At 40.0% G+C, this 23,101-nt stretch carries 22 protein-coding genes; 17 read left to right on the top strand and 5 right to left on the bottom strand.

Annotated elements, in window-relative coordinates:
- Positions 1–38: 38 nt before the first annotated feature.
- The 3 genes from BLL40_RS13975 to BLL40_RS13965 all read left to right on the top strand — a co-directional run bounded on the left by BLL40_RS13975 (position 39) and on the right by BLL40_RS13965 (position 3,814).
- Complete coding sequence (locus BLL40_RS13975; RefSeq protein WP_073712485.1) at positions 39–746, top strand: MBL fold metallo-hydrolase; 708 nt, start codon at positions 39–41, stop codon at positions 744–746.
- A gap of 10 nt (positions 747–756) precedes the next feature.
- On the top strand, positions 757–1,323 hold the full coding sequence (locus BLL40_RS13970) for a TetR/AcrR family transcriptional regulator (protein ID WP_073712484.1): 567 nt from the start codon (positions 757–759) through the stop codon (positions 1,321–1,323).
- Positions 1,324–1,651: 328 nt separating this feature from the next.
- Positions 1,652–3,814 (top strand): type IA DNA topoisomerase, encoded by a 2,163-nt coding sequence (locus BLL40_RS13965; RefSeq protein WP_073712483.1) that lies wholly within the window; start codon positions 1,652–1,654, stop codon positions 3,812–3,814.
- Between the two features lie 96 nt (positions 3,815–3,910).
- Here the strand turns inward: BLL40_RS13965 and BLL40_RS13960 are convergent, their stop codons facing one another.
- Complete coding sequence (locus BLL40_RS13960) at positions 3,911–5,215, bottom strand: purine/pyrimidine permease (protein WP_073712482.1); 1,305 nt, start codon at positions 5,213–5,215, stop codon at positions 3,911–3,913.
- Between the two features lie 112 nt (positions 5,216–5,327).
- Here BLL40_RS13960 and BLL40_RS13955 point away from each other — a divergent pair, with 112 nt between their 5' ends.
- Positions 5,328–6,524, top strand: coding sequence for a class I SAM-dependent rRNA methyltransferase (locus BLL40_RS13955; protein ID WP_073712481.1), 1,197 nt, complete (start codon positions 5,328–5,330; stop codon positions 6,522–6,524).
- Between the two features lie 371 nt (positions 6,525–6,895).
- Positions 6,896–7,618 carry a glycerophosphodiester phosphodiesterase gene (locus tag BLL40_RS13950; protein ID WP_073712480.1) on the top strand — a complete coding sequence of 241 codons (723 nt, stop codon included), beginning with the start codon at positions 6,896–6,898 and terminating at the stop codon, positions 7,616–7,618.
- A gap of 303 nt (positions 7,619–7,921) precedes the next feature.
- Here the strand turns inward: BLL40_RS13950 and BLL40_RS13945 are convergent, their stop codons facing one another.
- The 3 genes from BLL40_RS13945 to BLL40_RS13935 are packed head-to-tail and all read right to left on the bottom strand — an operon-like array spanning position 7,922 to position 11,874.
- A complete protein-coding gene (locus BLL40_RS13945) occupies positions 7,922–9,019 on the bottom strand; it encodes a GerAB/ArcD/ProY family transporter (protein ID WP_073712479.1) in 1,098 nt (365 codons plus the stop codon).
- 7 nt (positions 9,020–9,026) lie between these two features.
- Complete coding sequence (locus BLL40_RS13940; protein ID WP_073712478.1) at positions 9,027–10,256, bottom strand: Ger(x)C family spore germination protein; 1,230 nt, start codon at positions 10,254–10,256, stop codon at positions 9,027–9,029.
- Positions 10,246–11,874, bottom strand: a complete 1,629-nt coding sequence (locus BLL40_RS13935; protein WP_073712477.1) for a spore germination protein — start codon at positions 11,872–11,874, stop codon at positions 10,246–10,248. Before BLL40_RS13935 ends, BLL40_RS13940 begins: the two co-directional genes overlap by 11 nt.
- 116 nt (positions 11,875–11,990) lie before the next feature.
- On the opposite strand from BLL40_RS13935, the gene BLL40_RS18310 reads away from it, so the two are divergent.
- On the top strand, positions 11,991–12,215 hold the full coding sequence (locus tag BLL40_RS18310; protein ID WP_073712476.1) for a YczF family membrane protein: 225 nt from the start codon (positions 11,991–11,993) through the stop codon (positions 12,213–12,215).
- A 43-nt stretch (positions 12,216–12,258) separates the two neighbouring features.
- Here the strand turns inward: BLL40_RS18310 and BLL40_RS13925 are convergent, their stop codons facing one another.
- Entirely contained in the window at positions 12,259–13,443 is a 1,185-nt protein-coding gene (locus BLL40_RS13925) for a chromate transporter (protein WP_143180125.1), read from the bottom strand.
- 290 nt (positions 13,444–13,733) lie between these two features.
- On the opposite strand from BLL40_RS13925, the gene BLL40_RS17435 reads away from it, so the two are divergent.
- The 11 genes from BLL40_RS17435 to BLL40_RS13870 all read left to right on the top strand — a co-directional run bounded on the left by BLL40_RS17435 (position 13,734) and on the right by BLL40_RS13870 (position 23,042).
- Entirely contained in the window at positions 13,734–13,886 is a 153-nt protein-coding gene (locus BLL40_RS17435) for a hypothetical protein (protein WP_159434227.1), read from the top strand.
- A gap of 21 nt (positions 13,887–13,907) precedes the next feature.
- A complete protein-coding gene (locus tag BLL40_RS13915) occupies positions 13,908–14,105 on the top strand; it encodes a hypothetical protein (protein ID WP_073712474.1) in 198 nt (65 codons plus the stop codon).
- Between the two features lie 214 nt (positions 14,106–14,319).
- Positions 14,320–15,777, top strand: coding sequence for a MocR-like pyridoxine biosynthesis transcription factor PdxR (gene pdxR / locus BLL40_RS13910; protein ID WP_073712473.1), 1,458 nt, complete (start codon positions 14,320–14,322; stop codon positions 15,775–15,777).
- 146 nt (positions 15,778–15,923) lie between these two features.
- Entirely contained in the window at positions 15,924–16,226 is a 303-nt protein-coding gene (locus BLL40_RS13905) for a hypothetical protein (RefSeq protein ID WP_143180124.1), read from the top strand.
- Between the two features lie 342 nt (positions 16,227–16,568).
- Positions 16,569–17,171 (top strand): TerD family protein, encoded by a 603-nt coding sequence (locus tag BLL40_RS13900; RefSeq protein WP_073712471.1) that lies wholly within the window; start codon positions 16,569–16,571, stop codon positions 17,169–17,171.
- Between the two features lie 35 nt (positions 17,172–17,206).
- Positions 17,207–17,785 (top strand): TerD family protein, encoded by a 579-nt coding sequence (locus BLL40_RS13895; RefSeq protein WP_073712470.1) that lies wholly within the window; start codon positions 17,207–17,209, stop codon positions 17,783–17,785.
- Positions 17,786–17,820: 35 nt separating this feature from the next.
- A complete protein-coding gene (locus tag BLL40_RS13890) occupies positions 17,821–18,399 on the top strand; it encodes a TerD family protein (RefSeq protein ID WP_073712469.1) in 579 nt (192 codons plus the stop codon).
- Positions 18,400–18,613: 214 nt separating this feature from the next.
- The gene (locus tag BLL40_RS13885; RefSeq protein ID WP_073712468.1) at positions 18,614–19,804 is read left to right on the top strand and encodes an HpcH/HpaI aldolase/citrate lyase family protein; all 1,191 of its coding nucleotides are present in this window, start codon (positions 18,614–18,616) and stop codon (positions 19,802–19,804) included.
- Complete coding sequence (locus tag BLL40_RS13880; RefSeq protein ID WP_083566541.1) at positions 19,755–21,131, top strand: phosphoribosyltransferase family protein; 1,377 nt, start codon at positions 19,755–19,757, stop codon at positions 21,129–21,131. Before BLL40_RS13885 ends, BLL40_RS13880 begins: the two co-directional genes overlap by 50 nt.
- A 13-nt stretch (positions 21,132–21,144) precedes the next feature.
- Positions 21,145–22,260, top strand: a complete 1,116-nt coding sequence (locus BLL40_RS13875; RefSeq protein ID WP_083566539.1) for a cysteine protease StiP family protein — start codon at positions 21,145–21,147, stop codon at positions 22,258–22,260.
- Positions 22,257–23,042 carry an HAD family hydrolase gene (locus tag BLL40_RS13870; RefSeq protein ID WP_073712467.1) on the top strand — a complete coding sequence of 262 codons (786 nt, stop codon included), beginning with the start codon at positions 22,257–22,259 and terminating at the stop codon, positions 23,040–23,042. Before BLL40_RS13875 ends, BLL40_RS13870 begins: the two co-directional genes overlap by 4 nt.
- Positions 23,043–23,101: the final 59 nt, after the last annotated feature.

The following is a 23,101-nucleotide window of genomic DNA, read 5'->3' as shown; positions in this document are numbered from 1 at the left end:
TTAATTAAATTAGTTAATTGAAGGAAAGGGGAAGAAATATGCGTCTTACGAAAATTGGGTCGTTCTATCAGCTGTCATTCATGCCGCATTTTTTTCCAGTTAACTGTTATATTGTTGAAGAAGAAACATCGCTGACGCTTGTCGATGCGGCGCTACCCTACAGCGCGAAAGGCATTATGAAAATAATGAAAAAACTTGAAAAGCCGATCAAACATATCGTGTTGACACATGCGCATGAAGATCATATTGGAGCAGTTGACGTGTTAAAAGGATTTTTACCGGATGTGCCCGTTTATATATCTGAGCGGGATGCACGGCTGCTTGGTGGTGACGTATCGATAGATCGGGAAGAAGCACAGAAGCCGGTGAAGGGCGGCGTGCCGAAAAAAATGAAGACACGGCCGGATATTCTGTTGAAAGAAGGAGACCGGATAGGATCACTTGAAGCGATTTATTCTCCGGGACATACGCCAGGTTCGATGTCGTTTATCGACAGTCGGAACCGCGGTTTAATTGCTGGCGATGCTTTTCAGACGAGAGGCGGCATGGCGGTGAGTGGTACAGTAAAACCGTTCTTCCCATTCCCGGCACTTGCGACATGGGATAAGCAAACTGCGATTGACAGCGCAAAGAATTTATATTCGTTTCAGCCTTCCATTCTGGCAGTTGGTCATGGAGAGATGCTGGAGCAGCCTATGAAAGTAATAGAACAGGCAATAATGGACGCAGAAAAAAAGATGAAATGAGGACATTGGAATGGCACCAAGAGCAGGCATAGATGTAGATACCGTTTTGCAAAAAGCAGTTGAAATAATTGATCGGGATGGTTATGAAGACTTATCAATTGGAAAACTGGCCAAAGCATTATCAATTCGTCCTCCCTCTTTATATAACCATATAGGCGGTCTATCAGAGTTGAAACAGAGGCTGGCTGTATTAGGCTGTGGAAAATTATATGAACAAATGATTAGAGCCGCCGTCGGACTCTCGGGCGATGACGCAGTGTATGCGCTCAGCCTGGCGTATGTTTACTTTGCGCGTCAACACCGGGGTTTGTACGAAGCGACGTTTCGCGCACCGTATCTTCACGCACCTGATTTAAAGGAAGCGCAGGAAAAAGTCGTGCAGATTGTTGTTCAAGTGCTGGCTGTATATGAACTGGATGAAGAAACAACTCTCCATATGGTGCGAGGACTGCGCAGCATGCTTCACGGTTTCACGTCCATTGAGCAGACAGGAGGATTCGGTCTGCCGCTCAATCTTGATGAAAGTTTTCACATGATGATTAAAACGTTTTTGAAAGGACTTCCAATCAAAAAATAATTTACAAAATTTACGTTCGACTTATTAAAATAAATAGTCGAATATAATAAAGGATGAGAAAATTAAAAGTGGTACTTTGGAATATTGAGAGATGGATTATCTCCTATCGTAGATTGTAACTTTGTATGGTTTTAACTTTCGTCTGTATAATTACTTCTTACTTTTTTAATATTGGACGACAAAACAATATGAGTAAGGTGAACCATATTTCATGACTTAGTCAATAAATATCTCTAAACTCTCCATTGAATGAAGTTTCACTTTATAAAAAAGTCGAATAAGGATTATATCTTTAAAAATATACAATAAAGGGGGATGAACCTCGTAAATGGGACTTGTATTAATTTTAGCAGAAAAGCCATCTGTATCTAAGAATATTGCAGATGCACTGAAAATAAAAAATCGACAAGACGGTTATTTCGAAGGAAACGGCTATATTGTTACATGGGCGTTTGGTCACTTGCTTCAACTATACGATGCAAAAGATTATGATGACAACATGTCTACATGGAAAATGGAGAACTTTCCGTTTATTCCTCCAATGTTTAAATATAAAGTAAAAAGTGATCCGAAAAATAGAGAAAAGCCAGATAGAGGCGCAGGGAAGCAATTAAAGATTATTCAAAGCTTAATGAAACGTCGAGATGTAGACACTATTATTTCTGCGTGTGATTATGATCGAGAAGGCCAAATAATAGGGGACAGTATCATTTATAATCTCGGAACAGATAAAGATGTTTACCGGTTATTATTAAATGAATGGACGCCGGCTGAGGTTATGAAAGGGCTAGAAAATATGAAGTTAAATTCAGAACTCAGGCCTTTACAAGATGCGGGAGTTAGCCGTCAATGGGCAGATTGGACAATTGGAATAAACTTAACATCAGTAGCGACTCTTAAATATCAAAAAGGGAAGGGAAAGGCCTTAAATATAGGGCGAGTATTATTGCCAACATTAAAGGTTATCTATGATCGGGATAAAGAAATTGAGAACTTTGTTCCGGAAAATTATTTTAAACTTCAAGCTACGTTTAAAACAAAAGATGAACACGAATATGAAGGAACATACGTTGAGGGAAAAGAAGAGAAGTTTAAAAGGAAAGAAACGTTAGAAGCGATTCAACAGGCGTTAATAGATCAATCAGCCATTATTCATAATAAGCAAGTACAGAAGAAAAAAGAGTATCCACCGTATTTATTTAATCTATCTAATTTGCAAGGGTATATTACGAACAAATATAAAGGATGGACATCAGATAAAGTATTAAAAGTAGCCCAATCTTTGTATGAAAAAAAGTTTATTACGTATCCAAGGACTTCCAGTGTGGCTTTAGAAGAAAGTCTCGTTAGTAAAACAGCAAAGGTGTTAGAAACGTTAACGGAAGACTTACCATATAAAAATGAAATCAAATTTGTGAAGTCTAAAAGGATATTTGATAATTCAAAAGTAGAAAGTCATAGCGCCATTGTTCCTACTTATTTGAAACCTAAAAAGCTGACTATCGATGAAGAACAAGTATATACAGCGATAAAAAATAGATTGATTATGCAGTTTATGCCTGTCGCAGAGTATGAAGAAACAAGAATTGAAACGAAAATGAAAAACATAGATTTAAAAGGTTTATTTGTATCGAAGGGAAAGGTACAGCTTGTAGAAGGCTGGAAAAAGGTAGAGAAAGTTCAATCGAAAGATACGATTTTACCGCTCGTTCAGATCAATGATCATGTTGATTTGATCCATCATGAAATGACATCACATGTGACAAAACCACCAAAACAGCACACGGAAAGAACATTACTGCGAGTAATGGAGACATGTGGTAAAAATTACGACAGCAATGAAGAAAGTGAAGAAACTATAAATGCGATTTTAAGTGGCTTTAGCATAGGAACACCAGCGACGAGAGCTGAAACGATTAAAAAATTAAAAGATGTTGGATATATCACGGCTGAAAATAAAAATCTGTTTTGCACACAATTAGGCAGAAAGTTGGTTGAGACGTTTCCAATTAAAGATTTGTTTGATCTAGAATTTACAGGACGATTAGAAAAATCATTGTTTGATATCGAAAAAAGAAGATTCAGCAAAGAAGAGTTTTTACAGGTCATCTTTGAATTTACTGCGAAGTCTGTACAGAAGATCAAGAACGAACAAGATATAACAATTAATGAGATTGTGACGCAGCACAAAACAAATGAAGTACTAGGGAAATGCCCTGTTTGTGGACATGCCGTCATTGAGGGACAAAAAGGGTTTGGATGCAGCAATTGGAAAAGTGGCTGTAAGTTTGTTATTTGGAAAAGTGACAAGTATTTAGCCGCGATGAAGAAAAAACCGACGAAAACGATGGTGAAATCACTGCTGAAAAATGGAGTGGTGACAGTAAAGGGATTAACAAGCAAAAAAGGAAATAAATTCGACGCGAATATGCGATACGAAAAAAATGATGATAATGAGTATTACAGTTGGAGAATGGAATTCAATAAATAGAGCTTGTCCTCTGATTCTAGAATAATATATCAAATTGAAGCAAAACGTAGAAAAAGCGACCTTCCATAGAATGCAAAGGTCGCTTTTTCTGCCTGCTCAACCGTTTTTCTGCCCATTCAGTCTCGCATTTCGCCAGATCAGCCACTGTTCATATGTGAGCGCCACGACGGTTCCAGTAATAAGTCCATTTGAAAGTGAAGCGGCGATTGCGGCAGGTAGTTCAGCGACGCTGTCGGGCGGCAGAAACATGAAGCCGACTCCAGTCATTAACCCAATTGCCGTGACTTTAAGCCACTGTTCTGTGTTATTTTCACTGGCAAGTTCATGAAAAGCCATGCGAACCATGCCAGTGAAAATAACAAATGTAACGGCATACGCAACAGGAGCAGGCAGTGACGATAGTAATAGCATAGCTGTCGGGAAAAAGGTGACGATGATGACGAGCAGACAACCAAAAATAAACGGCAGCAACGCGCGCGTTTTCGTTGCAGACACGAATCCGGCTGCTCCAGAAATAGGTACTGGTCCGACAGCTGAAAAAGCGCCGGCGATAAAATGATTGATTCCGGCGAAAATACCGGCTTGTTTCACCCGATTTGACACTTCTTCATGAAATTCCCTTTTTAATGTCCCTTCCATGACACGGATGGATGCCATCATATTGGCGATTAATAACAGTGTAATGAAAAATGATGTGATCATCATACCAGGTTCGAAAATGGGTGGGCCAAAAACGAAAACATCTGGAATGGATAAAACCGCCTGCCCATTGAAAACGGGCACATCTGCTTCTTGAAGAAGAAGAAACACGAGCCAGCCTGCAAAAATGGCGATCAAAACAGAGTATCTTTGCAACAGAGCATTACGGTGACCGCTTATCCAGAACGTGACGATTATTGTAATCAAGCTTCCTAAAATAACGAGACCATCGACTTTGCCAGATTCATTTGGCAGGCCCATCATTCCTTTGACAAACGTGCCGCTTAGCTGCAAGACAAGCAGCAGTAAATACACGAATGTGATGGTGGGTGTAAACAGCCTTTTCATCCGGTTCATGAGGCCAGTAACAGCGAATAAAATAAAGAGCACACCGCTATAAAGCATGCCGCTTTGCAATACTTGCAGTGTAGCATCTGCGGTCGTGTATAATACACCAATGAATCCCGCGTAAATGGTAAACACGCCCCACCATAATCCGGCGGGTCCTTCATTAATGGGAAGTTTATGGCCAAACAAGCTTTGCAAAATACCGGCGATGCCAAGAACAAGTATCGTTCGTTGAATAAAGAAGGCTGTATCCACATCATTCAAGTGAAAAAGCGCTGCAATGGCGACCGGTGCAGCGATAGATGAAGCAATTAAAAATACAGCCCATTGCAAGGAACCCGCTATCATTTTCATTAAAGCTCACCAAATCCCTTCAATACCGTTTTTTTCATTGTAACATAAGAAGAATAGATGCCGTTTTTATGTGAACTTTGATAAGATAAAGAAAAAGCTTGTGGGGGCCCTAATGAAAACAATCGTAAATGTGAAAGTGAATAAAATAGCGGCGGTGCAGCTCCGAAAAGGGTACCCGCTTATTGAAAAAGACGCAGTAGAAAACAGTAAAGTACTCAAAGAAGAAGGAATGATTATCCGTATTCTTGATGAGAAGAAAAACTACATTGGCACAGGTTATTATGGTGTGCAAAATAAAGGTGTGGGATGGGTGATTACTCGTGAACCAGAGGAGTACATTGATGCCACTTTTTTTGTGAAAAAAATCGAAATAGCACTGAAGCAGCGCCAGCATTTGTTCAATGATCCCGGCACGACGGCATTTCGCGTCTTCAATGGAGAAGGGGATGGTGTTGGCGGGCTCATTATTGATTATTATGCCGGTTTTTACGTCATTCACTGGTACAGTCTCGGGATTTATTCATTCCGAGAGGATATTCTCGCTGCGATGAAAGAGAAGGTTGATTATATAGGAATCTATGAGAAAAAGCGGTTTGATCAAAAAGGGAAGTATATAGAAGATGATGATTTTGTTGCGGGTGAACGAGGCGAATTCCCGATTATTGTTAAGGAGAATGGTGTGAATTTTGCAGTCGATTTAAATGATGGTGCTATGACAGGGATTTTTCTCGATCAGCGCGATGTAAGAAAAGCGATTCGCGAACGCTATTCAAAAGATGCGGAAATGCTCAATATGTTTTCATACACAGGCGCATTTTCCGTTTGCTCGGCTCTTGGGGGGGCAAAAAAGACAACAAGTGTTGATGTAGCAAACCGAAGCCGTGCCAAAACAATCGAGCAGTTTGAGGTAAATGATCTACGTGCTGGCGAACATGAAATTGTCGTTGACGATGTGTTTCAATATTTTAAGTATGCAGCACGGAAAAAGCGGACATTTGACCTGGTCGTTGTCGATCCGCCGAGTTTTGCGAAAACGAAAAAGCGTACGTTCAGCGCAGCAAAAGATTATATAAAACTGTTGAAAGAAACGATTGATTTAACGAAAAATAACGGTGTAATTGTGGCATCGACCAATAGCAGCGCCGTTGATTTGAAAAGGTTTAAAGGTTTTATTAAAGATGCCTGCAAAGAAAAAGGAGTCGCTTATTCTATTCTAGAGCAGTATACGCTACCAGATGATTTTCGGACGATTGATGAGTTTCCAGAAGGCCAGTATTTAAAAGTGCTTTTTATTAAGATAAAAAAATAAGTTTTGAGTGTGAATGTAGAATATATAGTGAAAACGATCTTGCAGACATATACGGCAAGATCTCTTTTTATATTGTCATCGTATACTCGTCTATAATTTGTCCATTTCTGTTTTTTATAAGAATGGTACGGTCATTCTTATCAATTGCCACAATTGTGACTTCTTTTCTTTTTTCACGTAAGATAACCGTATAGACATTTATCGCGGATTAACAGGCAGTAAAACCACCGACATTAAGACTTTGAAGAATCGAAGAAGGGGGTGGCTAACTGCGCGTAAAGGCCCGATTGCTTTAACTAACCATCAATAGAGGACAAACAAAACCCCTCCACTGATGGAAGTTTCACATTATGTGAAAGGGATGAGAATAAATGAACAAAAAACCTGCTATTTTCGCTCACCGGGGTGCAAGCGGCACGCATCCGGAAAATACGATGGCGGCGTTTGAAGCGGCGGTTCGTTTAGGTGCAGATGGCATTGAGCTTGATGTGCAAATGACGAAAGACGGTGAAATTGTGGTCATTCATGATGAAACGGTCAACCGAACGACGAATGGAAAAGGGGCCATTGAGCGAATGACATATGCACAGGTGGCGGAACTTGATGCAGGAAGCTGGTTCCATCCCAAATTTGCAGGCGAAAAAATCCTAACGCTGGATGAATTTTTGACATGGGCAACGGGAAATACTCTGCAAATTAATATTGAATTAAAAACGAATAAAGTGCCATATTACGGTATCGAGCAAAAAGTTCTTGAGTTGATTGACTTATATAATATGAGAGGAAGAGTGATTATTTCATCCTTTAATCAGGACAGTGTTGGCCGTGTGATTGAACTTGATCCGTACATTGCAGTGGCAGGTCTTGTTTGGCGCGTTCCGCGTGAAACCGTAAGGGCTGCGAAAAAGCTAGGTTTGACCGCGCTGCATACGCAAGTATCGTTTGCGCTTAGTGAATATGGAAGAGAGGCAATAGACAGTGGGATGCTGCTTCGGCTTTATACGATTAACGATATGAAAGAGTGGAATCGTGTAAAGAAAAGTGGTGTTCCTGTGGAAGCGATCATTACTGATTTTCCAGAACGATTTTCATGAGTAAGGAATAACAGCTATTTTTTTGCTTGTGCAACAGTCGTCAGTTTAACTCCGCATCCACAAATGGTACTGTGCTTTAATTTTTTCAATTGTGTATGGCAATGCGGACAGATTTTTTTCATGCTCATGCTCATCTTCTCCTTTTGAGATAAAAGAGATATCCCATCTTCGCCTGGATATCTCTTTTTTATCGTTTAGTTGATAATATCATAATAACACTTCATATATGAAAGTCAATATCTGTTTATAATGATTATAAAGTGGGATGATTTATAGCCATGCTAAAGAAATGGTCTCTTCTTTCTATACTGCTTTCTTTCTGTTTTTAAAAAAAGCAACGATGAGAAGAAAAATCGGAAGGATGACTTGGAATAAGGGGTCGATATACACATATTCAACTTTAAACCATTCTTGATTATATTCTGTCCAATTGCTTGCGACAGCCATGGACAGAAATAAAACGACCATTCCCAGTGGATAAGCAAGATGGGAAGGATGTTTTACATGAAATAAATGAGACACTGACAACACCGTCACATAGAAAAATACACTTAGTTTAACAAAAGCGGTGAGGGTAACCAAAAGGATAAAGTAAACATCTAAACGCTCTAAAAACCCGGCTAATTCAATCATTTGGATCGTCGTTAGAAAAGGAAATGGTGAACGGGTAGTACGATCAATTCCAAGAACACTTATGTTCATGGCTGTAATAAGAGCCAGTACGAAGCCGCTCATTCCGATTGCTAATAATCCGGTACGTTTTACTTTTTTACGTTCATTGACATAAGGCAAAATCATCGTAAATATAATCATTTGTCCAAATGGGAAATACAATGTGTCTGTGAAAACGGTTTTGATAATCGGCGAAACCCCTTCTTCGAATACCGGTTTTAAGTTATCCATATTTATATTCCCTGAAAGGATAATTAACAGAAAGATGCTAACAGCTAGCAGGGATACGACAAAAAATAACACTTCACTCGTTCGGGAGAGGACTTCAATCCCTTTATAAACCGTATAAATAATCACCAAAATGAACAGAGCATTGATGAAAAATATAGGTGTTGCCGGGTAAGCGCTGATGACAAGCATTTCCCCAAAACCGCGCAATATGGTTGCGGCTACATACATAAAATAGAGGATAAACAAGAAAGCGATTATTTTACCTAAAACGGGTCCTAGTAACATTTGCATATATTCCATCGGCGGAAGATTCGGATAGTAGCAGTAAAGGCGGTAATGAATAAAAAATAAACAAAAACCGCCGACCATTGCCATGAGAACGGCCATCCAAGCGTCTTGTTTTGCTCCATTGGCAAGCGTATATACTAAGGCACTGCCAAGTTCAAATAAAAGGAGGAGTGTGAATAGCTGATACGCACTAATTTTCGCTTTTTCCATAGAGTGATCACTCTCCTTCCTTTTTTAAAGTTGTATGAAGAGAGTTGTTTCTTAATCCTGTCCGGCGTATAAGAGCATCCACTTTTACGTCGACTTCTAATTCAGCAAACGTGCTGTTATCCCACTCTTTTTCTATCTTCTTCCACACTTTTGGATCCGTACGGTGCACCACTTCACCAAACCCAAAAATGTCCGATTTATCTTTTTGCGCGTGTCGAACGGCTTTTTCGATTTCGTTCTTGATGTCTTTTTCCAGTTCTTTTTCGATGTTTTCAATGACGTGCACGTCTGTAAGGTTGATCGGAACTTTTACTTCCGCAATGTCTCCTTCTGCCCGCGTTGAGATCGATATTTTAGGTATCCCGTTTGTGATCGTCGCCGAAACCTTCGTTTTTTGACGCATGACTTTATAGGCAATGGCTTTTTTTTCTTTTTTCCAATTAATGCTTGTAATTGTCATTTTGATTTCATTTCGTACCCACAGTGTTCCTCGTGCGGTTTCCCCATGTATCCAGTTGATCAGCTTTCCATTTTTAAAAACGGCTAATCCATCCGCTTGAGGAAATACTTCAAGTTCGGCTAATTGGAGACTTTCCATCTTTTTTCCCTGTTCGGGATCTCCATTCAGCGTGAAACCGGTAATGACTGGTTCTTTCCCAGTGGAGAGGATGTCGTTCACGACATCATGAACATGGCGAGTTACGTTTTCGCCTAGGTTTTTTTCTGCCGTCTCCAACGTTTTATTCAGTTGTAAAGAAGGTAATTTCTCCATGTCCGTTAATGTTCGGATTAAATTTTGCGCTTTTGTATCCTTTGCGATGATGATAGTCGTCGTTGAAGTCCGAAATTCACTGTCGCGTTCAAGCTCATCTAAGATGGGCAGGAGCCCTTTTTCTTTAGCCAGCTCATCGCTGATGATGATTAAGTTTGTATGTGCGTAATAAGGCGTTCGGGAGAGTGTTTTCGTGATACGGGCGTCCATATCACTCAAGTTGTCCCCTGTGACCGAGTACACAATAATGGGTGCAAGGGATTGTCCGCCTCCGCCCTGAAGTCCGCCGGCTACGCTTCCTGGATTCACGATTTGTACAGTTGCTACATATTGCCCCTCTTCATTTAGATCAAGAGCATAAGCGGAAACAATGGAAAGATCGGTTAATTCTCTTTTACTCCAGCATCCGGAAAGTAAAAAAGCGTTTATCGTCAGTAACAAAAGAAAAAACCATTTACGATTCATGTTCGTCTCCTTTTTCCTTGTCTTTCATGATCATTTCACGAGCTGCGGGAGGCTCTGGTTTCTGGTTTTCGCCTTGACGAATGACATTTTCACCAGCGATGAGCTGCGGTCTTTCTTTCATCGCCCATAACGGTCTTCGAAAAAACGTCTCTTTAAAATGAGATGGAAAGAATGGAGCAAACGGGGTCATATAGGGAACCCCAAATGAACGCAAGCTGCATAGATGAACAATCATCATAAGTAAAGCAAGAAGTAAGCCATAAAATCCAAATGTTGCTGCACAGATGATAAAGACAAATCGTATTAAACGTGCTGAAATGGCCATGGAATAAGCCGGCGTGGCAAAACTTGCTATGGCGGTAATGGAGACAATAATGACCATGGCCGGCGATACAATTCCTGCTTGCACGGCTGCTTGTCCGATGACGAGAGCCCCAACGATCGAAACCGTTGAACCGATCGCTTTTGGCATGCGAACCCCTGCTTCACGTAAAATTTCAAAGGTTATTTCCATAATAAGGGCTTCAACGACGGCAGGGAAAGGCACTGATTCCCTTTGTGCCGCAACAATAAAGACTAGTGTGGATGGGATCATTTCTTGATGAAAAGTCGTTGCTGCTACATAAAGGGCGGGTCCGATAAGAGAAATAAGGAAAGCAATGACGCGTAAAAACCGGAAAGCATTGGCTATATCAAAACGGATACTGTAATCCTCAACTGTCTGGAAAAATCCAACGAAAATAGCGGGAACAATAATCACAAACGGTGTGCCATTAACAAAAATGGCTATTCTTCCTTCAAGAAGATTGCCTGCGATCATATCGGGCCTTTCCGTATGTTCGGTCGTCGGAAAGATTGTTATTGTCTCATCTTCAATTAATTGTTCGATATAGCCCGAATCAAGAATGCCGTCCACGTTAATTTTTTTTAATCGTGTCCGTACTTCATGGACAATATCATCTTTCGCTATGCCTTTTAAGTACATAATCGAAACGTCCGTTTTCGTCCTTTTCCCGATGGTCATTGATTCCATCCATAAATCAGGGCTTTTAATCAGCCGGCGAACCATAGCGATGTTTGTTTCGTTGGATTCAGTAAATCCTTCTTTTGAACCAGTGATGGAAACATGCGTAGTCGGCTCTTGAATGGAGCGTTTTTCTCCTCCTTGTGTACCGGCTGTCAGCGCTTCGTTTATTCCTTCGATCAAAATGATTGTATTGCCCGCCATCAAGGAATTGACGACTTCCTCCTGGTTACGCATCGATTGAACTTGACCGAGAGGAATGACTTCATTTGTAATCACATCTACAATGTCTTGAAGATGGAGTTTTTTATGCAAGTGGCTGTTTTTCATAATCGACTCAATTAATAAATCGTTCACGGTTTGGCTGTCCACGAGTCCTTTCACAAAAAGAACAGCTGCTTCATGTGTTGCGTGATGGCCAATTTTGACTTTTCGAATCACAATATCCGGGCTGTTTCCTGTTATTCGTTTGATATCCTCCAAATTTTTGGAGAGAGAATGGTCCATCAAAACAGAAGACTGACTGGCAAATACATATTCTTTTGGCTGCTGCTGGTTCACTCTGTTTTTCTTTCGCTTGAAGAATGAAAGCATAGTATGGCATTACCTTTCTTTCTTTCTTTTTTAAGACATTCTGTCCGAGTGCTTCCGAACCTATACATATTAATGGAAGGGAAAGAAAATACTATAGGGTATGGAGCGTGATATAAATGAAAAATATTTCTATTTCCATGTTCATATTGATTTGTTTACTTCTTTGTATACTAGGTATAGATAAGGTGCTGGGTCTTAATATGAGAGCGTCACTCCGAACGGCAACGAATCCTTTTTATGTCATGCATATAGGAGAACTGGTGATTTTTTATATATTGATAATGATGATGTTCGTACGCCCTTTTCTTGATTTTTACCATAAAAGAAAGGGAAACAAATGAAAAGAGGGAACAGATTTGATCTGTTCCCTGAGCTGTTTACTATTTAATATACGGAGAAAATAAGCATGCCACCAACAGCTCCTGTTACAACGACCATCCATGGCGGCCGTTTCCAGTAAGCGAGCATACTGAACAAGATCGCAGCAAAAACGAAGTCAACCGGTTCCAAAATGGAGCTTGTCCATATAGGTGTGTAAAATGCTGAAATTAAAATACCGACAACAGCTGCATTGACACCTATAAGAGCTCCTTGGATTTTCGGATTGTGACGAAGCGAGTCCCAGAAGGGAAGAGTTCCGACGATGAGTAAAAATGCCGGCAAAAAAATTGCAAATGTTGCCAGCAAGCCGCCTTGCCAGCCATTTATAACTGCACCGATGTAAGCTGCAAATGTAAACAATGGACCTGGCACAGCCTGCGCTGCTCCGTAACCGGCTAAAAATTCATCTGCATGCAACCAGCCTGTTGGCACAAATTCGCGCTCGAGAAGCGGCAAAACGACGTGGCCTCCGCCAAAGACGAGTGCACCGGCACGGTAAAAGCTATCAAACATCGCGATCCAGCTCACTGATGTTAATTCACGCAAAACCGGCAGTGCAACAAGCAGTCCGAAAAAGAGAGCGAGACAAAAGGTGCCAAATCGGCGTGATACCGGAAATGAGAAGGAGGCAGGTTTGTCTGGCACGTACTTCTTATATAGAAGAAACCCGAAGAAACCGGCTAAAATAATGACAAGAACCTGTGTAAATACCGTCTGCCAAAGCAATGTAATCGTGAGTGCAGCGAGCGCAATCGCTTTTCGTTGAAGGTCAGGTGTTAATTTTTGCGCCATGCCAAGAATGGCGTGAGCGACGATCGCAACCGCGACAATTTTTAACCCGTGAATCCATCCGGCATCTCCAATGTCAAGCCTTTGCAAGACGAGAGCAAAGATAATAAGTGCGATGACCGACGGCATGGTAAAACCGATAAATGCTATTATTCCACCAATGATGCCCCCGCGTATAATCCCAATTCCAATCCCAACTTGACTGCTAGCAGGTCCAGGTAAAAACTGACAAAGGGCCACTAAATCAGCATAGCTTTTTTCATCCATCCATTTGCGTTTTCGTACATACTCTGCATGAAAATAACCTAGATGTGCGATAGGTCCCCCGAATGAAGTCAAACCAAGTTTTATCGATATAATCAAAATTTCTATTAATGACTTGAAATCTATCTTTTTCATAATTGCCCTCATATTCATTTATTTGTTTCCATTTTTTAAGCATTTCAACAATAGGATAATACTTTATAGCAAGGATTGATATCGTCATTGATTTTAACATTTGTTTCTGATGCGATACAACCGCTTCACTAGATATTTACAGAAGATTAATAGAAAGATTACATACAAACTGATGGAACTGACCATAATCACTGTCTTCATGGAGCACCGTTCGGAAATTTGTAATAAATTGAGGAACCTTTCCTGCTATGATAAGGAAAAGGATTTGTAAATTGGATGAGGAAAATATCATGAAACTGGATGGTCCCTTTTTGACGATCTTTTCTATGATAAAGGATGAGGGTATGGCCGTTAAGTGGATGGCAGTACACTTGTTACACTGGCTGTACTTGCTTTTGTCAGTAACCGGCTTGTTCGAAAAAGATGAACAGGACGGATCATAATAAAGGAGAGGAAGATGAAAAATGAGTATGGCCATTGCCATAATAATCATAATTTTAGCCGCCTCACTAATCGGTACATTTTTGGTAACGAGACGGGAAGAGGCGAAATATGAGGAATCAACGAAGCGTAATACGGTTAATTTATCGATTATTTATTTGATCATGTTTGTCGTATTTACAGTTGGGACAATTTGGTTTATCGTTACGGCTACTTCTTGAACTACCCACCACTTAGCTAACGTTTGAAGTGGGGGATTCCTGCGAACACCAGTGTATCCACTTACAAGTTTATTGTAGTACGTTTGTTCGGGTTATTTAACATTTTAAATTTACGCCTACCGACATTCATCTCCTACCTATTCAGCGGGCTTAGCCCTGCACATTCCTTGAGATGAGAGTCTTCTGTCGGTAATTGATAAAAGAAGGTGATCATATGGAATGGAGACCGGATCGGACTGCGAAAAAAGCAGTGTATAAGCAAATTGCCGATTATATTGAACAAGGCATTTCCACGGGTCTGTTTTCACCGGAAAGTGTATTGCCTTCAGAACGTCTTCTGGCGAAAGAGATCGGTGTAAACCGGAGTACAGTCGTTGCGGCGTATGATGAACTGCAGTCGCTCGGCATTGTTGAGCGAAAAAAAGGGAGCGGTACCCGCATTAGTACTGATATTTGGGGAGTGTCACATAAGCGTATTCCAAACTGGGGCCGGTACATGGAAGACGGCTCTTTTTTGCCGAATTTGCCGCTCGTCCAACGCATTCGTACTGAAAATCAGAATCGGCATCTGATTAACTTATCGAGTGGGGAATTATCCCCTAGTCTGTTGCCAAGTGAGCAATTTAAAACGATGATGGCGGACATCCCGTTTCTCGGTCACCTCGGCTACGACCATCAACAAGGAAATATGTCGCTAAGGGAAACGATTGCAGAGCATGTGAAAACATATAAAAACATTCACACGTCAAAGTCATCGATCTTAATTACATCTGGGGCACAGCAGGCACTTCACCTCATTATTCAATGCTTGCTTAAATCAGGTGATACGATTGCAATTGAAGATCCGTCATATTGCTATTCATTGCCGGTTTTTCAATCTGCTGGATTAAATACGTTATTGTTGCCTATGGACCAGTATGGCATTAATCCGGACGATGTTATTGCATTCCACAAAAAGCATCGAATCCGCATGCTCTTTTTAAATCCGGACTACCAAAATCCGACGGGCGCAAAAATGAGTATGGCACGCCGGAAAAAAATTCTTGAAATCTCAACCGAACTTGGTATTCCGATCATTGAAGATGATCCGTATTCATTAACCTCTTTTAATGGAAAAGTGAGTAACACGCTGAAAGAGATGGATGAAAATGAAAATGTGCTTTATATTAGTTCGTTATCAAAAATTGTTGCTTCGGGACTGCGGATTGGCTGGATAATCGGGCCGAAAAGCGTCATTGAGCGTCTTGCTGACGCAAAACAACAGGTTGATTTTGGCCACAGTATTTTTCCGCAATGGGCTGCGAATGAATTTTTGAAATCATCGTCATTTGATGAGCATGTTTATAAGATTCGTCAAGGATTAAAGGAAAGACGAGATGAGATTGTCAAAAGTTTTGATCGCTATTTAAAAGAAGAAATAGATTATTTCATTCCAGAAGGCGGCATCCATATATGGTGTCGACCTAAAAAATCAGTCAACGAAAATCAGCTTCTGGAAGAATCAATGAAACGTGGTGTTTCATTCGTGCCAGGCAGTGTCTTTGGTTCGCAAAAAGGCTATATTCGTTTTACATTTGGAAGAGAAGAAACGAGCGTTATAAATGAGGGAATAGCGCGATTTGCAGAAGCACTTCATTATTGTCAACAAAATGATAAATCGCCCGCCACTTAATATATGACTAGCAATTTATCATTTTTCATAAGGAATATCCTCTTTACTTAAGTTTAATATAAGTAATTTTTTTCTTCTTTTTATTTACAGAATAGAATGAATAAAGTAATATATTTTAAACAAATGGACAGCAAAGGGAGATTGAAATGATGATAAATGCATTGAATGAAATTAGTTATGTGAAAGACGTATTTGAAATATGTGGACAATGGGAAATAATGGTTGGGAAAAAGAAGATTAAGTTTCGCTTGAAAAAAGATGTTGATCAAAAATATGTATTTGAAACGGATCATATTTATTACTTAAATCGTGAACAATTTGCCCAAGAACGCATGAAGTTTAATCGATTCGATACAGAAGAAGAGGCAATGGAACAGATTATGCACTATTTTGAAAATGAACTTGCTTCAGCGACACAAGGATTTTGGATTAAAAATCGATTGTACTAAACAAAAGTCAGGCTTCTCAAAAAAGAGAAAGCCTGACTTTTTTATTGCTATCATTATGGATGGAGAGGCAATCAATTGATGTAACTAGCAATAGATGTTTATACAGTGGAATAAATCACTTCTTTGTGTAATAGAATAATAAGACTACGACAGTCGAAAATAGGTCGTGGTTTTTTTGTATGGAGGCTAGTCCGCAATACCAATGATTTTTAATGTATTGCATGGCTTTTTTTTTGTAATTCATAAGATGTATGTAGTATGATAAGGCTTGTAGAAGATGGAAAGAGTCATCCAAATAATAATGGAGATATTTCATTTACTAATTGTTAAGGAGTGATTGATTTGGCTATTGTCCTTCAGAAAGGGCAAAGAATTGATTTGACAAAAGGAAATCCAGGACTGGAAAAAATCATGGTTGGTCTTGGCTGGGATCCGGTACAGAAAAAAGCGGGCGGTTTACGAGGTATGTTTAGCGGCGGCGGCGGTTCAAACTTTGATATTGACGCTTCAGTTATTATGCTTCAAAATGACAAATTTGCTGGTAAAGAAAATCTCGTTTACTTTGGTAATTTAAAAAGTAGCTGTGGAAGCATTGTACATACAGGTGATAACTTAACAGGTGATGGTGATGGGGATGATGAACAAATCTTAATTGATTTAAAAAAAATCCCGGCTTCTGTTAATAAACTTGTGTTCGTTGTAAATATTTATGATTGCAAAGCACGTAAACAGGATTTTGGCATGGTTAAAAACGCCTTTATTCGTGTTGTGAACTCTGCTAGTAAAGAAGAACTGCTTAAATTCAGTTTATCAGAAGATTATTCAGGTTCAACAAGCTTGCTTGTTGCTGAAATTTATCGTAACGGTACGGATTGGAAATTTGCAGCGGTAGGCACTGGGACACAAGACGCGGGATTGAGTGAAATCGTTCAAAAATTTGCTTAAATCAAAATAAATAATCAGAAAGAAGGGTTTTTTACATGGCAATTTCATTGAGCAAAGGACAAAAAGTGGATTTAACGAAAGGTAATCCGGGTTTATCAAAAATTACAGTCGGTCTTGGCTGGGATACGAATAAATATGATGGCGGTAAATCGTTTGACCTTGATTCATCTGTCTTTCTTTTAAATGCAGCCGGTAAATGTGAAAGTGAAAAAGACTTTGTTTTCTTTAATAATCTTGAAGGCGGCAATGGTTCTGTTATTCACAAAGGTGACAACTTGACAGGCGAAGGCGATGGAGATGACGAGCAAGTGAAAATCAATCTTTCTGACGTGCCGCAATCGATTGAAAAAATTGCGTTCACGATCACGATTCATGAAGCGGAAGAGCGGAGCCAGAACTTTGGACAAGTATCGAATAGCTTTGTGCGTATCGTAAGTGACGATAGCAATGAAGAACTGATCCGTTATGATCTTGGAGAAGATTTCTCAATTGAAACAGCAGTCGTTGTAGGTGAGTTGTACAGACATAATGGCGAATGGAAATTCAGTGCTATTGGAAGCGGATATCAAGGTGGACTAGCATCACTTGTTAACGATTACGGCTTGCAAGCTTAATCACGCAATACCATACATTTGGGAGTGATTTCACTGTGTCGATTATATTGTCGAAAGGCCAAAAAATTGATTTAACGAAAACGAACCCAGGTCTCGTTAAAGCCGTCATTGGTCTCGGCTGGGATACGAATAAATACTCAGGAGGTCAGGCATTTGACCTTGATGCGTCGGCATTTCTTGTTGACGCAACCAACCGTTGCCAAAATGATCATGATTTTATTTTTTATAACAACCTCGGGCACCCGAGTGGAGCTGTTGTGCATACAGGGGATAACCGGACGGGTGAAGGTGATGGGGATGATGAGCAGCTCGTTGTCGACTTTTCTACAATTCCTTCTTATGTACAGCGAATTGGTATTGCCGTTACCATTCATGATGCGGAACTGCGCAGCCAAAACTTTGGGCAAGTGTCGAATGCATTCGTTCGACTTGCGGATGAAGCAACAGGACAGGAATTACTTCGCTTCGATTTAGGGGAAGATTTTTCAATTGAAACAGCTGTTGTGTTTTGTGAATTGTATAAGCACGGGAACGATTGGAAATTCAGTGCAGTAGGCAGCGGTTTCTCCGGGGGACTCATGTCGCTTTGCCAAAATTACGGTTTAGAAGTGTAATTTAATGGGCCAATAAAAGGTTTTAAACCTTTTATTGGTTTTTTTGCTAAGAGGAGAAATAGATTGTAATCAAGTATTATAGATACATACGCTTCTGTTCATTGATCTAACGTAAACGGACTGAATAAGAAGTCATCGATAAAAAGAAAGAAGGAGGACGTCACCTGCTTTCTTTTTAAAAAAATAACAAAGTTGATGTAAGAAGGTGCCCGGTTTGAAGTATTTTCATCATTTACCGTCCTTTCAATTAGAAGGATTTTTTTATCAAAAACCAAAAATGATTTATAAGCATTCACCGAAACATATGCTAGCTTATAGCCTTGGACCTGTTTTATATATGCCGGCAACAAGAGCTGATATTGCCGAATTAATTATTAGTAATAAATTTAAAGAGCTTTCGACTGTGGTTATTTGTCTGGAAGATGCTGTTGGAGATTTGGAAGTAGGAAGGGCAGAGGATCAGCTCATTTCACATATAAAAAACATATTTGAAGCTTTCGATGAAGGACGTCTAACAGATGAAAAAATGCCGCTTATTTTTATTCGGGTAAGAAGTGCACATCAAATGGCTCAATTGGCGATTCGTCTGCAACGATCATTATCATTGTTGACGGGTTTCGTCTTTCCGAAGTTTTCTTCAGCAAACGCAGAAGGTTTTCTTTCTACGCTGCAGTCCATTATTGATGAGTCAGGAACTATTTTGTATGGGATGCCTATTTTAGAGTCACCGGAAGTCCTTTATAAGGAAAAGCGTGTCGAAGAATTGCTTCGGTTAAAAGAAATGGCTGATCGTTATAAAGACCTTATATTAAACATTCGAATTGGTGCTACGGATTTATGTGGATTGTACGGGATTAGAAGAGATAGTCAGACGACCGTATATGAAATTTCGCTCGTAAATGAACTCATTACTGATATCGTGAATATATTCGGCCGGGAACCAAATGGGTTTGTTATATCAGGTCCTGTATGGGAGCATTTTTCGGCAAATAGCCGAATTTTGAAGCCTCAGCTACGTCAGACGCCATTTTTCAAACAGCTCGGTTCGGAAGGGATTCTACTGAGAAAAGAATTAATTCGTAAAAACTTCGACGGGTTAATTCAAGAAACACTGCTTGATAAAGCAAATGGATTAGTCGGGAAAACCATTATTCACCCAACTCATCTTTTACCTGTACAAGCATTGCATGTCGTAACGAAAGAAGAATATGTGGACGCGTTAAGTATTGTAGGGCAAGCAAATGGTGAAAAGGGCGTATTTAAAAGTGAGTTTCAAAATAAAATGAATGAAATCAAGCCGCATTTAAAATGGGCACAAAAAACGTTAGTAAAATCAGATATATACGGGGTGCTGCATGAAAACCACACATTCATCGATTTATTATCCGAACCAGTATACATATAACATTAATGGCTCCTTGGAAGTAGATATACGAATAGAAGCAAATCCATATCATATCCCAGTAGGATCACTATATGAAATGGCGGCAAGAATGAATAAAAAGCGATCTTTTTTATTCGTCAGCAAAGTGCTGGGAAAGCATATTCCTCTTCATCCGTGCATCCCGTTTATTTCCTCCGCGCTGCTCGCATCGATTTATTATGAAGAAGAAACGGGTCAAACCCTACCTGAAAAAGAGCTGCTTATTGAAGCGTTGAAAGATGGATCAAAGGAACATGTAGAAGCCGCTTATTCAGTTGTAAAAGAGCTAAGCTTTGCACTGAACGAACCGGTTGTGTTCATTGGATTTGCGGAAACAGCGACAGCGCTTGGTCACGGTGTATTTGATTGCTTTATGAATGCGACTTACATACATTCCACGCGAGAGCGGATTGTAGATCAAGAAGTGACTCTCTATTTTGAAGAAGAGCATTCGCATGCAACAGACCAGCTTTGTTATGCGCCTGAAGAATTGTTCGATCATGACAAGCCCATTTGTCTGGTGGATGATGAAATCACAACAGGGAAAACGGCTTTGAACATTATATCTTCGATTCAAAAAAAATATCCGCGCAAAGAATACACGGTGCTATCTCTTCTCGATTGGCGGACGAAAGAGAATCGGCAGCGCTTAAAGGATTTTGAGGACATGTGGGGAATTCAGATTAAAACGTATTCCTTATTATCCGGTACGGTTGAAGTAAAAGGCACACCTGATTTGGAAGAACAGGTTGACGCTGATGAACAAATACCACTTAGGAAAATAAACGATCATTCGATTCATCTTCGCGACATTCCGTCACCTATTGCGCATTATCCATATTCATCTGTTGATTCAAACGGCAAGAAAAATGATACACCGTATTCAGCATTAACAGGAAGGTTTGGATTGTCTTCAAAACATAGACAGTCTATTGAAGACTATTGCCATCAAGTCGGTCAGTATTTAAAAACGAAAAGAGCAGGAAAGAAAACGCTCTGTCTTGGAACAGGGGAGTTTATGCACTTACCGATGAAAGCTTCCGTTTATATGGGAGAAGGCATATCGTATCATTCGACAACAAGAAGCCCGATCTTTCCGTTAAATAACGATAGATATCCGATTAAAAACAGGCTCGTATTTGAAAGTCCGGATGATCCAGGCATTGTTCAATATGCGTATAACATTTTAGATTCGCAATATGATGAAGTCTTTCTGTTTTTTGAGCGGACGGCAAGTAAAGAAAGAAGGCAGTCGCTCTTGCGTCAGTTTTATCATGTGCCGCATATTCACGTGGTTGATTTCATTTGAAGGGAGATTTTTGATGATTAAACAAGACATGCAAATGGTCACAGGAAGTTATTCATCAGAAGATGTTGTCTTTTTATTAAAAGATTTATCAGACGCACGCCTTGAAAAAAAGACAGATGAGCGGGAACAGGCCATTCAACAAGGTGTGCATTATTCGGAGATGCTTCCTGTTGAATACGAACCGACAAAAGACTATTTGACGTTATTTCATGATTCACTTCATACATATAAACAAAAAGTGGCGGTGGCGGTTGGATCGGTTTCTGAACTTATTATCGAAAAAAAAGGGCGAGATATTGTTCTCGTTTCTCTTGCTAGAGCGGGGACGCCGATTGGCATTTTGATGAAGCGATATATCAAAAAAACGTTTGGCTTTTCGCCACCTCATTACAGTGTATCGATTATTCGCGGACGTGGTATAGATGAAAATGCATTGCTTTATATGCTTCATCGTCATCCAGGTAAACGGCTTGTGTTTATTGATGGATGGACAGGTAAAGGTGCTATTACGAAAGAATTATCGCAATCCACTTGTAAATTTGAAAAAACACACGGAATCAAATTGGATGCTGAACTAGCTGTACTGGCTGATCCTGGTTATTGCTCTTCTTTATATGGCACGAGAGAAGACTTTCTTATTCCAAATGCATGTTTAAATTCAACCGTTTCGGGGCTTGTCAGCCGGACGGTATTAAATGACCAGTGGATGAACGAAACAGATTTCCACGGGGCAAAAGTATATAAAGAACTGCAAGATGAAGATGTGTCGGTTCATTATATTGATGTTATTACAGATGAATTTGAAACAGCTGCACCTCTCGTTCAAGAGGCAGTAAAAACGCTTAAAACAAGCGATCGCTCTCCAACTTGGGAAGGACTCAAATCCATTAACATGATTCAAACTAAATATGGACTAGACGATATTAATTTGATTAAGCCGGGCGTAGGAGAAACGACACGAGTTCTGTTGCGTCGTATGCCATGGAAAATACTTGTGAAAGATCGGCAAGATTCACGCTTGAAACATATTTTTCAATTAACAAAAGAACGAGGTGTCCCGGTGGAGGAATTTACAGAAATGACGTATACATGCTGCGGATTAATCAAGCCATTGGAGCAAGACCGATGATTTTTGCAAGCGACTTAGATCGCACACTCATTTATTCCAGTAAGTTTTTCGATCCGAAACAAACAGAACTGTCTGTTCGGAATGTTGAAGTATATAATGGGAAAGAGATCTCTTATATGACAGAAAAGGCGATTCAGCTTTTGAAAGAACTGTCAGAGCAAATGATGTTTATTCCAGTGACGACGAGAACAGTCGAACAGTATAGCCGAATTTCACTTTTCCAAGAAGAGATTCGGCCCGCATATGCGATTACATGTAATGGCGGTGTCGTGTTGAAAGATGGGAAAGTAGATCGTTATTGGGAAGAGTTCGTTCAAACAAAAATTAATGATAGCCATACGTCTTTAGAAGATGTAAAGAGAAAAATAGAAAAAACGGCAGATCCTGTTTGGCTGGATTCCATTCGAGTAGTGGACCACTTTTTTATCTATTTACTTATTAAACCTGAACTTGCTCCAGCAGAACTGATGAATGAATATTCGGAGTGGGCAGCGGAGCGGGGCTGGTTCTTTTCCCTACAAGGAAGAAAAGTATATTTTATTCCAGGCTTTGTGAACAAATGGGACGCAGTAAACTATCTTTCAGAAAAAGAGGGAAAGAAAACGGTATTTACAGCAGGGGATTCTAACCTGGATGTCTGTTTGGTCGAAAAAGCGGTATTTGGTTTAATTCCAAAACACGGTGAAGCAGCCGTAAGGAACGCTCATCTGCCATTGACGCAAACAGAAGGCTTGATCGCAGCAGAAGAAATTATTGAAACGATGCTGTCAAAAAGACTGTAATCTAACCTTAAATCCCGTTCATCACACCAGCTCAAACTCCTTATTTTTATAAAGATGAT

This window comes from Domibacillus mangrovi (assembly GCF_001906925.1).
Lineage (GTDB): Bacteria > Bacillota > Bacilli > Bacillales > Domibacillaceae > Domibacillus > Domibacillus mangrovi.
Note: the sequence above shows the minus strand (reverse complement) of the source record. Positions and strands in the feature narration are given on the sequence as shown.